Below are 11,500 nucleotides of genomic sequence, written 5' to 3' on the forward strand. Positions count from 1 at the left end.
CGGACGTCTCGACAACCACCCGTTCGGGGCGGTATCCCTACTCCGGCTTGCGCAGCGCCGCCATGAACATCGCGTCGGTGCCGTGCCGGTGCGGCCAGAGCTGCACGCCCGGACCGTCACCGAGCTCGGGCACACCGGGCACCAGTTCCCGGGTATCCAGCGGGACGACGCCGTGCCTGCGCACCGCGTCGGACACCACCGCGACGGTCTCCGACAGGTGCGGGGAACACGTCGAGTACAGGACCACCCCGCCGGGGCGGACCAGCTCGATCGCCGACGCCAGCAGCTCACGCTGCAGCTTCACCAGCGCCGCGACGTCGGTCGGCTGGCGACGCCAGCGCGCCTCGGGGCGCCGACGCAGCGCGCCGAGGCCGGTGCACGGCGCGTCCACCAGTACCCTGTCGAATCCGGCAGCCAGTCCCGGGTCCCGGCCGTCCGCGACGTGCACGTCGACGGGCAGGCCCTTGGCGGTCTTGCGGACCAGCTCGGCCCGGTGCTCCGCGGGCTCGACGGCGTCGAGACGGGCGCCCTCGATATCGGCGAGCGCTCCCAGCAGGGCCGCCTTGCCGCCGGGGCCGGCGCACAGGTCGAGCCAGCGTCCGCCGTCGGCTCCGATCAGCGGCGCCAGCGCCAGCGCCCGGGCCACGAGCTGGCTGCCCTCGTCCTGCACGGCCGCGAGACCCTCGCGGACCGCGTCGAGCTGGCCGGGGTCGCCGCCGTCGAGGTGCACCGCGTACGGCGAGTAGGGGCCGATCTCGCCTCCGGTCACCAGCGCCAGCTCCTCCGCCGAGATCTCACCCGGTCGCGCCACCAGGTGCACCGACGGGCGGGCGTCGTCCGCCTCCAGCACCCGTTCGAGCTCACCGGCGTCGGGGCCGAGCGCGTCCGCGAACGCCTGCGCGATCCAGACCGGGTGCGCGTACTGAAAAGCAAGGTGCCCCACCGGATTCGCGACCGCGTCCGGCGCGAGCTCGGCCACCCACTGCTCCTCGTTCTTCTCGGCCACCCGGCGGAGCACCGCGTTGACGAATCCGGCCTTGCCGCCTCCGAACTCGCTGCGGACCAGGTCCACGGAGGTGGCCACCGCCGCGTGCGGGGCGACGCGGGTACGCAGCAGCTGGTAGGTGCCCAGGCGCAGCACGTCCAGCAGCGGGCCGTCGATCTCGTCGATCTGCCGGCCCGCGCCCCTGGCGATGACGGAGTCCAGCAGACCCTGGGCCCGGCACGCCCCGTAGGCGAGCTCGGTTGCCAGAGCCGCGTCCCGGCCGTCCATCTTCCGGTCGCGAAGCAGCCCGGGCAGCACCAGGTTCGCGTAGGCGTCGCGTTCGCGCACGGCCCGCAGGACGTCGCGGGCCGCGATCCGGGGCTGATCCCCCGCGGCCGCGGACGGATTCGGCCTGCCGACCTGTCGCGGCCTGGTGTTCGAGCCACCCTTCGCGCCCGGCTTGTCGCCGCCGCGCGCCTGATCACGCTTTCCTCGTGCGGGCCTACGGGATTCGGTCACTGTGCACGCACCTCGGGGTCGAGGCGCGCTCCCCGCGCCCAATCGGCGGCCGCCATGGCCTTCTTACCTTGTGGCTGAACCTGACTCAGCCGCACCGCGGTCGTCGCGGTTCCGACGTAGCAGCCGTCCTTGCGGACCAGGAACTGTCCCGGTTCCAGCGCCTCGTCGGTGACCTGTACCGGACCGACCTTGAGCCGCAGCTCCCCCACCTGCGTCCACGCCCCGGGCGCCGGGGTGACCGATCGAACCAGCCGATCGACCGCCTGCGCCGACCGGTCCCACCGGATCCGGGCGGACTCCACGGTCACCTTCGGCGCGTGCGACACGCCCTCCGCCGGCTGCGGTGTGGGGATCAACGCGCCGTCCTCGATGCCGTCGAGCACGGAGTCGAGCAGCACCGCGCCGCCGTCCGCGAGCCGGCCCAGCAGGGCGCCCGCGGTGTCGTCGGCGCGGATCCGCTCTGTCATCACCCCGAACACCGGTCCGGTGTCGAGCCCTTCCTCCAACAGGAAGGCGCTCGCACCGGTCATGTCGTCGCCTGCGGCGATCGCCGCCTGCACGGGCGCCGCCCCGCGCCAGGCGGGCAGCAGTGAGAAGTGCAGGTTCACCCAGCCGTGCCGCGGGACGTCGAGCACCGGGCGCGGCAGCAGTGCGCCGTAGGCGACCACCGGGCAGCAGTCGGGTTCGAGGGCGCGCAGGCGCTCGAGGAAGTCCGGGTCGGACGCGCGGGCAGGGGTGAGTACCTCGATGCCGTGTTCGTCGGCGAGTTGGCCGATCGGTGACCGCGTCACCTTCCTGCCGCGACCCGCGACGGCGTCCGGCCTGGTCACGACCGCGACCACCTCGTGACGGGACGACTTCAGCAGCCGGGCCAGTGACGGGACGGCGGGCTCGGGGGTGCCTGCGAAGACGATCCGCATGTCAGCGTCCCCCCGCCGGAGACGGGGACTGCGCCGAGACGGTGATGCCCGCGCGGAACCAGTCCGATTCGCGGATCACCCGCATCGCGTCCTTGCGGTCGGCGGGCGCGAGGCGCGCCAGGAACAGGACTCCGTCGAGGTGATCGGTCTCGTGCTGCACGCAGCGGGCCATGATCCCCTCGCATTCGAAATCCACCGGCTCGCCGTGCATGTTGAAGCCACTGGCCCGGACGGTCAGCGCACGCGTGCAGTCCGCGCGCACCCCGGGGATCGACAGGCATCCCTCCGGACCGATCTGCTCCCCCGGCCCGACTACCTCGTAAGTCGGGTTCACCAGGTGTCCGGACATCCCGCCACAGTTGTAGGCGAACACACGGAGGCCGACGCCGATCTGCGGCGCCGCGATGCCTGCGCCGCCCCGGTCGTGCATGGTGTCGGTCAGGTCCTCGACCAGCGTGTGCAGCTCCCGGCCGAAGTCGACCACCTCGTCCGCGCGGGTTCGCAGAACGGGATCGCCGAAGAGGCGAACGGGCTGAATACTCACGAAGCTGCTCCCACGGGTCTGGACCGATGTCTCGAACAGTCTAGGGAACCCACGGGACCGCGACGGACCACCCGGTACCGCCGACACCCTAGGATTCGCGGCATGTCGTCCCCGAAGCGCAGATGGCTGCGTCGCATCCTGCTTGGTTCCCTGGTCCTGGTCGTCGTGGCCTTGATCGGGTTCTTCACGATCGCGCCCGGCGTTGTCGAGCGAAGCATGAACAAGGTCGTGTCCGCCGATCTGCCCGAGGTCACCGCGCAGACGCAGGAGTTGCACGACAGTCTCCAGATCGCCGACATGCACTCGGACACCCTGATGTGGGACCGCAACATCTTGAAGCGGTCCGACCGCGGACACATGGACCTGCCTCGCCTGCAGGACGGCAACGTCGCGTTGCAGGTCTTCTCGTCGGTCTCGAAGTCGCCGAAGGGCCAGAACTACGACTCCAACTCCGCCGAGACCGACAACATCGAGCTCCTGACGATTGCCCAGCTGCAGCCGCCGCGGACCTGGGGCTCGCTCCTGGAGCGGTCGCTGTACCACGCGGAGAAGCTCGAGAACGCGGCCGCGGACTCGGACGGTCAGCTGCGATTCGTTCGTACCAGGGGCGACCTGGCGGCACTGCTCGAGGACCGTGCGGCCGGGCAGAACGTGACGGGCGCGGTGTTCTCTGTCGAGGGCCTGCAGAACCTCGAGGGCAAGGCCGAGAACTTCGACAGGCTCTACGACGCCGGCCTGCGGATGGCGGGGTTCACCCACTTCTTCGACAACGAGACATCCGGATCGATGCACGGAGAAGAGAAGGGCGGCATGACCGACCTCGGGCGGACGGTGTTCGCGGAGATGGAGCGACGCGGCGTCATCGTCGACATCGCCCACGCGAGCCACCCCGCCATCGAGGAGATGCTCGCGCTGGCGACGCGGCCGGTCGTGGCGAGCCACGGCGGCGTGCAGGCGACGTGCGACGTCAACCGCAACCTGACCGACGACGAGATCCGCGGCGTGGCCGCGACCGGCGGCGTGATCGGCATCGGCTACTGGGATGCGGCCGTGTGCGAGTTGACCCCGGCCGCGGTGGTCGACGCGATCGAGCACGTGATCAAGGTCGGCGGCCTCCAGACGGCGGCGCTCGGTAGCGACTACGACGGGGCGACGACCGTCGCCTGGGACACCAGCGAGATCGCGGTGATCACCCAGGAGCTCCGCGACCGCGGGCACAGCGACGACGAGATCCGGGCGATCATGGGCGGCAACACGCTGCGGGTGATGGCCGAGGTACTGCCCGCAGGCTGAGCCGCCACACGATCGCCGACGCCCGCCCTGCCACAACAGCTCGTACCCGGTTGCCACCGCGCAGTACGCTGACACTGCAGCCGGGTCGGGGCTGGTCCCACGCTGGAGGGTCACGCCATGCGCCGTGTAGCACCCCATCGTCAGTTCGTGGCCCGTACCGTGACGGCCGCGACCATCCTGGCACTGCCGCTCGGCTCGTCCGCCGCCGCGACCGCGAACCCACCGCCCGCGCCGATCTCGGCGACCACGGCATTTCAGGTCCCGGTGACGTTCGTCTCGGCATGCAGCGGCGTTGGGTTCAGGTGCTGGGTGCCGCACCAGGTGGCAATCGTGACTCCGTCGGCAACGACGAATACACCCGGCCTGGTGACCTTTTCGGCCGTTCCTCCGACGACGACCGCGATCGACCTCGACTGTATCGACGTGTCGGTGAACTGGCGGAACCTGTCCACCGGCGCCGCCGGAACCACCGCGCTCCGTGCCACGTGGACCATCGACTACAGCCATCGCACCCCGCAGGACGAGTGGTGCCGATACACCCCCGCGGCAGCGGCCACCGGCAGCGGCACGGTCGCCGCGGTGGCCGACGTCAACGCGTCGGTCCATTGGCCCCCGTACCTGCTCTGGCCTCAGGTACCCGTCAATCCGGGGGTCGGAGTTTTCCCGGTTGCCTAGGAATGGCGACGCACGTCAGCTGCCGTCGCTGCTGCCGCCGCCGAAGTTGCTCTCCAGCACCATCCCCGGGATCCCGGTCCCGAGCGGGACCGGCACGCAACGCGGTTCCGGCGCAGCGGGATCGAGCGCACGAAGCACGACACCGATCGTGAACGGGTCGTACACCATGTTCATGTGCCCGGTCTGATCCTGCGGGCAGAGGTCCTGGATGCTGATGTTCGTCGCGCCCTCGCCACGCAGGGCGACGTTCGACGCCGGCTGGATCATCTCGTCGTAGCGGGTGCCGATGGTGGTGTACCTCACGCCGGGGACGGTGTCCTCGGGCAGGTTCAACGCGTCCAGGAACGGCGATCCCTGGATCTGTTGGCCGACCGCCTGGCCCAGCACGGCCTCGATCGCCTCCGCACCGCCGGGGATCCCGTCGACGACCGGTGCCAGTCCGTAGAACACCCCGCCGTACGACGGCGACGCCACTCCGATCCACCTGTCGACCACCGCGGCCCCGCCGAGCCGGTTGACGAAGTACCTGGTCACGGTGGCGCCCTGCGAGAATCCGATCAGGTCGACCTTCTCGGCGCCGGTCGCGGTGCGCACCCGCTGTACGAAGTCCGCGGTCTGTTCCCCGCTGACCCGCATGTCCTCGGTCCCGAACGCGTCGCCGCCGGGCTTGCCGCCGTAGTTCAGGGCGAACACGCAGTAGCCCGCGGCCTTGAGTGCGGGCGAGATCGCGGACCAGTCCGAGTAGGCGCTGGCATCGGTGCCGTGCGCCAGGATCACCGGGCGCGGATGTGCCGCAGAAGGCTTGCAGGAGAAGTCGTTTGATCCGGGTGGGGCCGCACCGGGATGCGTACGCGCGTAGGCGGCCGCGGCGGCGTGGGTGGACTGCTCGGGCCCGGGATTCTCGGGAACCTCCGAGATCGATCCCCCGCCCTGGGCCGAACTGGATTGCGCCTGCGCCGTCCCGAGCGGGAGCACCGTCGCCGCGAGTGCGAGCGACACCGTCGCCACGGCCCTGCGGCTCGCTCGCCCCCCTGACAATCTCGCATCGATCCTTTTCACGCCCCACATCATGCACTCGGCCGCGACGGCCGCGACATCAACCGCGGGTCACGATTTCAACACGGTCCGCCAGCCTGTTGCTGTCTACTCGTTCGACTCGGGCTCGGGCTGGTCCGGCGCCGGGTTCGGGGTGGACGCCGGCGCCGGATCGTCGGCGAGGATCCGATACAGCGCGCGCCGCGACTCGACGAGCACCTCCCCGGCCTTGCGCACCTGGTCCGGCGTCCCGACCGCGGCGACCTGCCCGGCTGCGCCCATCAGCTGTCCGATCAGTCCGCGCAGGTCCTGGGCCTCCTGGCCGACGCCCGCGCTGACCTCGTCCCAGGGATTCCCCAGGTCGGCCCTGTTCTCTTCCACGTACGCGGTGCCCGACTCGGTCAGGCGCGCGGTCTTGCGGCCGGCCACCTTCTCGATCAGCACCAGGCCCTCGTCCTCGAGCTGCGCCAGCGCGGGGTAGATCGAGCCCGGGCTGGGCCGCCACACACCGTTGCTGCGCTCGACGATCCGCTGGATCAGTTCGTATCCGTGCATCGGCGCCTCGGTGAGCAGCAGCAGCACCGCGGCACGCACGTCGCCGCGCCGTCCGCGTCCGCCGCGCCCTCGACCGAGACCGAGACCGAGCCGCTGGCCGCCGGGACCGTGGCCGGGACCGAAACCCTGTCCGGGTCCGAAGCCGGGCCCGAATCCGGGCCCGAATCCGTCACGACGACGATCCCGTCCCTCGCGGCCGGGCCTGCGCCTGCCGAGTCCATGCTCTCGTTGAATGTCTTCCACGTCAGCCTCCTCAGACTGTCTGTATCAATTACGTGTTCAACGATATATCGACAATCGGTCGACGGCAAGGGAGTTGGTCGTCACACTTCAAATGAACGCGACTCACGGCCGACGACCGCGGACCGTCCACGCACGGGCCCGGAGCGGGACGGCACCGGATGCGTTCCGCGGGGTGGTGGCGCACAGCTTCTCCCGCAGGGCCGCCCGATGGTCCTCGGGAAGGCTCGAGCAGTACCCGGGGGCTGGCCCTTGACCGCCGAGGAACGGGCGCCAGAAATCCTCGAAGTCCGTGAACACGGTGTCCACGCCCACCTGCCCGACCCGGACCTCGGCCAATCCCGCCGACGCGAACAGTTCGCGCAGGGGCTCGGGTTGACACAGCGGAAACCGGCGCCCCTCGTCAAGCGTGGCCGCAGCCGGATCCAGCTCGACGGCGGCGTCCCAGAACAGGCGGATCATGTCCATGCCGCCCGCGTAGTCCCACAGGTAGGAAGCGACCAGACCAGCCGGCCGGGCGATCCGGACCATCTCGGCCAGGGCCGCCCGCGGATCGGGGACGAAGTTGAGCACCAGCGCCGAGACCACCCGATCGAACTCGCCGTCGGCAGCCGGGATCGCCGATGCGGTACCCACCCGGAACGCGACCCGCTCGTCAGCGCCGCAGGCGCCGGCGACGGCGAGGTATCCGGCCGATGGGTCGACCCCGAGGACCCGGGCCGGGCGCTCGGCGGCCAGGATCGCCCGGGTCAGCGCACCCGTCCCGCACCCTACGTCGCACCAGGCGGCCGCGGGCAGGGGCGGCAACCGGCGAAGGAACACGGCGGCAACCAGGCGGCTCCACCGCCCCATGTAGAGCTGATAGTCCTCGCCGCTCGCCCACTCCTCCGGCCGAGCGCCCATGACCGTTGCTCACCGCCAAACCCGAGAGTATGAAACACCTGAGCTAGCAGATGAATTCACGGTAGGCGAATCCGTCGCGCCCGTGCAGCACCACCCTCGCCGGGTGATGCGCGTGCGCCAGCTCCCTGGCGGTGGCGATCGCTTCCCGCTCGGAACCGAAGTAGCGGTGCTCGCGCGAACCGTACTGGTGCACCTCCCAGCAGTGCGCCGCGTCGCCCTCGTGGGGCAGCACGTCGTAGGTCCGCTGCGGTGTCGATGGCGTCGCTCGCTTCATGACGAGCCTCCCAAGGCGTGTGGTCGACCGTTCATCCACTTCCAGTGAACGCCCACCCGGTGCGGGACACAACCGACAGTCCCTGCGGTCTCAGCCGATCCGGACCGGGTCCATCTGCACCCGAACCGAGCCCGACTCGCGGCGTGCTCCGCGGACCGCCTGCGCCTGGGCGAGCGCGTTGGCCAAGGCCGCGCCCGCACCGCGCGGAACCCGCAGCAGCATCCGCTCGACGTCGGCTGGCTCGGGTCCGTCGCCGTGCAGCGGAAGCCGTTCACCGGCGGGAAGGGGCACCGGACCGAGCTGTTCGACGACGTCGGGCAGCTTCGCGTTCTCCAACAGCGCCTCGATCGCGGCGCGTGAACCGTCGACCGCCGCCATGTGTACGGTCGGCGGGAACCTGACCTCGGCCCGCTCCTCGAGCTGAACCTGGGCCGCTCCGACCGGGTCCCAGCGAACGAGGGCCTGGACCGTCGGCAGGCCCGAATCGGCGACCACCACGACCCGACCGCCCTCGCCCGCGGGCCGCACCAGCGAGCCCGCCGTCATCCACCGGCGCAGCGTCTCCTCCTCCGCCCGCAGGTCCGCCCGTCCCAGCAACGCCCAGCCGTCGAGCAGAAGGGCGGCTCCGTAGCCGCCCGGCATGACCGGCTCCGCGCCGACTGTCGCCACCACCAACCGCGGACCCGGCTTGACCGTCGCCGTGACTTCGCTTCCGCCCGAATGCAATACGGCGACACCGGGGAACGCCCGGCCGAGTTCCTCCGCGGTCCTGCCCGCCCCGACGACCACCGCACGCAGCGACCGCGACCCGCACGCATTGCAGCGGTGGGTGGCATCGGCGACGCCGCACCATCGGCACGTGGGGGTGCCCGCGCCATCCGGGCCGACCGCCGACGAGAGCGACATCGGCCCGTTGCAGCGACGACACCGCGCAGGGGCCCGGCACTTCCCGCAGGCCAGGGACGGGACGTAGCCGCGGCGGGGCACCTGGACGAGCACGCCCGCACCCGCCCCCAGCGCCTCCCTTGCCGCGGCGAACGCGATCGCGGGCAGTCGCGCCGCCCGCGCCCCTGGATCCCGGGCGAGCGCATGGTCGCTGTCCGCGAGAGCAGTGATCTGCGGCGCCCGCGCGCGCACCTCGGCACGCGCGGCCACCAGGTCGTGCGCCCAGCCCGACTCGACCAGCGACTGCGCCTCGGCCGTGCGGGCGTGCCCGCCGAGGACCAGCGCGCACCCGCTCGCGTGCGCGCGCAGCAGCGCCACCTCACGGGCGTGCGGGTACGGCGAGCGCGGCTCGGAATGGCTGTCGTCGCCGTCGTCCCAGACCACGACCAGGCCCAGGTCCGGCACCGGCGCGAACACCGAACTGCGGGTTCCGACGACGACCCGTGCGGTGCCGCGCAGCGCCGCGAGCCAGCGGCGGTACCGCATCGCCGGACCGAGCCCCGCGGCCAGCGGGACCACCAGATCGTCACCGACCAGGCCGACACACGCGGCCGCCACCCGATCCAGGTCCTTCTGGTCGGGCACCACCAGCACCGCTGTCTGACCGCGCGACACAACCACGGCCGCCAGTTCCGCCAGCCGGGCAGGCCAGTCCTCCCCCGGCAACGCTTGCCAGACCGCCCGCGGGCCGCGACCGGACCGCACCGCGGACACGAAAGCCTCGCCGTGGACGTAGCTCGACCACCCCTCGCAGTCGGGCGACGCCGGGGCCGGCGCCCGCTCGCCGCACGGCTCCGCCTCGACGCGGGCATGCCGGGGCGGTATCGCCAGCCGCAGCACGTCGGCCCTGGTGCCCGCGTACCGCTGGGCGACGGCGTCGACCAGCGCGGCGACCTCCGGGGTCAGCACCCGCTCGCCGCTGACCACCTTGTCCAGCCAGCCCAGCTTGCCGGGGTGCTCGCTGGACGCGACGCGCTCGACGAGGAAGCCATCCACCAGCCGACCGGCGAACCGGACCCGCACCCGCACCCCCGGCTGCGCCTGTTCGTCCAGCTCGTGCGGCACCCGGTAGTCGAACTCCCGGTCGAGGTGCGCGAGCGGCAGCATCGGGATCACCCTGGCCACGGGCAGGTCCGCCGCCGGTTCCCGTTCGGCGCTCACCGGCGCGAGCCGTACCGACAGCACGAGCCGCCCACCGATTTCGGTGAGCGGCTCGGAGCTGCATGGGATAAGCGGCTCGCCGCTGACTCCATCTAGAGGCCGGCGGCCGCGCGCAGCTTCTCGGCCCGGTCCGTGCGCTCCCAGGGGAGGTCGATGTCGGTGCGGCCGAAGTGCCCGTACGCCGCGGTCGGCGCGTAGATCGGACGCAACAGGTCGAGGTCGCGGATGATCGCGCCGGGACGCAGGTCGAAGATCTCGGTGATCGCCGACTGGATGCGCGCCGGGTCGGTCTTCTCGGTGCCGAAGGTCTCCACGAACAGCCCGACGGGGGCTGCCTTGCCGATCGCGTACGCGACCTGCACCTCGATGCGGTCCGCGAGGCCTGCGGCGATCGCGTTCTTCGCCACCCAGCGCATCGCGTACGCGGCGGACCGGTCCACCTTTGACGGATCCTTGCCGGAGAAGGCGCCGCCGCCGTGGCGGGCCATGCCGCCGTAGGTGTCGACGATGATCTTGCGGCCGGTCAGGCCCGCGTCGCCCATCGGCCCGCCGAGCACGAACTTGCCGGTCGGGTTGACCAGCAGCCGGACGTCGGAGGTATCGAGGGTGGGCACGCCCAGCTCGGCGAGCACCGACCCGAGCACCTTCTCGCGGATGTCCGGGGTCAGCAGGTTGTCGAGGTCGATGTCGGCGGCGTGCTGGGTGGAGATGACGACGGTGTCGAGGCGAACGGCGCGGTCGCCGTCGTACTCGATGGTGACCTGGGTCTTGCCGTCCGGACGCAGGTACGGCAGCACTCCGGTCTTGCGGACCTCGGTCAGCCGGCGCGAGAGCCGGTGCGCGAGCGCGATCGGCAGCGGCATCAGTTCGGGGGTGTCGGTGCAGGCGTAGCCGAACATCAGGCCCTGGTCACCGGCGCCCTGGCGGTCGATCTCGTCGTCGGTGACGCCGTCGACCCTGGCCTCGTGCGAGTGATCGACGCCCTGGGCGATCTCCGGGGACTGCGCACCGATCGCGATGTTCACGCCGCACGAGTTGCCGTCGAAGCCCTTGGCTGACGAGTCGTAGCCGATCTCGAGGACCTTGTCGCGGACGATCTTGGGGATGTCGGCGTATGCGGAGGTGGTGACCTCGCCCGCCACGTGCACCTGGCCGGTGGTCACCAGCGTCTCGACGGCGACCCGGCTGCGCGGGTCCTGCTCGAGCAGGGCGTCGAGGATGGAGTCGCTGATCGCATCACAGATCTTGTCCGGGTGTCCCTCGGTCACGGACTCACTGGTGAATAGCCGACTGCCGGACTTGCTCACAGATCTCCCTCTCGCCACAGCGTTGGTATTGCCCCACAGACCCTAGTGCGGGGTACGACGGATATGAACCATTGAAATCAGCAGAAGTATGAATTCAGCGGAAATGTGTTCCCTCCGCGCCGGGGACGGCGCGAAGGGTCTGAC

The 11,500-nt window shown here is 71.3% G+C and carries 11 protein-coding genes; 2 read left to right on the forward strand and 9 right to left on the reverse strand.

Annotated elements, in window-relative coordinates; translation table 11 throughout:
• Positions 1-37: 37 nt before the first annotated feature.
• Genes ACFXMV_RS06815 through def form a run of 3 tightly spaced genes read right to left on the reverse strand, consistent with a single transcriptional unit; the run spans position 38 to position 2,968 of the window.
• Positions 38-1,504, reverse strand: a complete 1,467-nt coding sequence (locus tag ACFXMV_RS06815; RefSeq protein WP_378501699.1) for an RsmB/NOP family class I SAM-dependent RNA methyltransferase — start codon at positions 1,502-1,504, stop codon at positions 38-40.
• Entirely contained in the window at positions 1,501-2,424 is a 924-nt protein-coding gene (fmt, locus tag ACFXMV_RS06820; RefSeq protein WP_378502787.1) for a methionyl-tRNA formyltransferase, read from the reverse strand. The genes ACFXMV_RS06815 and fmt overlap by 4 nt, the downstream gene beginning before the upstream one ends.
• Position 2,425: 1 nt before the next feature.
• Positions 2,426-2,968: a peptide deformylase gene (gene def, locus ACFXMV_RS06825; protein ID WP_378499742.1), complete on the reverse strand. Its 543-nt coding sequence runs from the start codon at positions 2,966-2,968 to the stop codon at positions 2,426-2,428.
• Positions 2,969-3,070: 102 nt separating this feature from the next.
• On the opposite strand from def, the gene ACFXMV_RS06830 reads away from it, so the two are divergent.
• A complete protein-coding gene (locus tag ACFXMV_RS06830) occupies positions 3,071-4,261 on the forward strand; it encodes a dipeptidase (RefSeq protein ID WP_378499743.1) in 1,191 nt (396 codons plus the stop codon).
• Between the two features lie 147 nt (positions 4,262-4,408).
• Positions 4,409-4,936 carry a hypothetical protein gene (locus ACFXMV_RS06835; RefSeq protein ID WP_378499744.1) on the forward strand — a complete coding sequence of 176 codons (528 nt, stop codon included), beginning with the start codon at positions 4,409-4,411 and terminating at the stop codon, positions 4,934-4,936.
• Positions 4,937-4,951: 15 nt separating this feature from the next.
• Here the strand turns inward: ACFXMV_RS06835 and ACFXMV_RS06840 are convergent, their stop codons facing one another.
• The 6 genes from ACFXMV_RS06840 to metK all read right to left on the reverse strand — a co-directional run bounded on the left by ACFXMV_RS06840 (position 4,952) and on the right by metK (position 11,356).
• A complete protein-coding gene (locus tag ACFXMV_RS06840; RefSeq protein ID WP_378499745.1) occupies positions 4,952-5,935 on the reverse strand; it encodes an esterase/lipase family protein in 984 nt (327 codons plus the stop codon).
• A gap of 144 nt (positions 5,936-6,079) precedes the next feature.
• Positions 6,080-6,769, reverse strand: coding sequence for a PadR family transcriptional regulator (locus ACFXMV_RS06845; protein WP_378499746.1), 690 nt, complete (start codon positions 6,767-6,769; stop codon positions 6,080-6,082).
• A gap of 102 nt (positions 6,770-6,871) precedes the next feature.
• Complete coding sequence (locus ACFXMV_RS06850; RefSeq protein WP_378499747.1) at positions 6,872-7,669, reverse strand: class I SAM-dependent methyltransferase; 798 nt, start codon at positions 7,667-7,669, stop codon at positions 6,872-6,874.
• A gap of 43 nt (positions 7,670-7,712) precedes the next feature.
• Positions 7,713-7,943, reverse strand: coding sequence for a DUF2188 domain-containing protein (locus ACFXMV_RS06855; RefSeq protein WP_378499748.1), 231 nt, complete (start codon positions 7,941-7,943; stop codon positions 7,713-7,715).
• Between the two features lie 90 nt (positions 7,944-8,033).
• A complete protein-coding gene (locus ACFXMV_RS06860) occupies positions 8,034-9,995 on the reverse strand; it encodes a primosomal protein N' (protein WP_378499750.1) in 1,962 nt (653 codons plus the stop codon).
• Positions 9,996-10,141: 146 nt separating this feature from the next.
• On the reverse strand, positions 10,142-11,356 hold the full coding sequence (gene metK, locus ACFXMV_RS06865; RefSeq protein WP_378499749.1) for a methionine adenosyltransferase: 1,215 nt from the start codon (positions 11,354-11,356) through the stop codon (positions 10,142-10,144).
• Between the last annotated feature and the right edge of the window lie 144 nt (positions 11,357-11,500).

The sequence above is a fragment of the Rhodococcus sp. NPDC059179 genome (assembly GCF_042754885.1).
In the GTDB taxonomy this organism is placed as follows: domain Bacteria; phylum Actinomycetota; class Actinomycetes; order Mycobacteriales; family Mycobacteriaceae; genus Rhodococcus_G.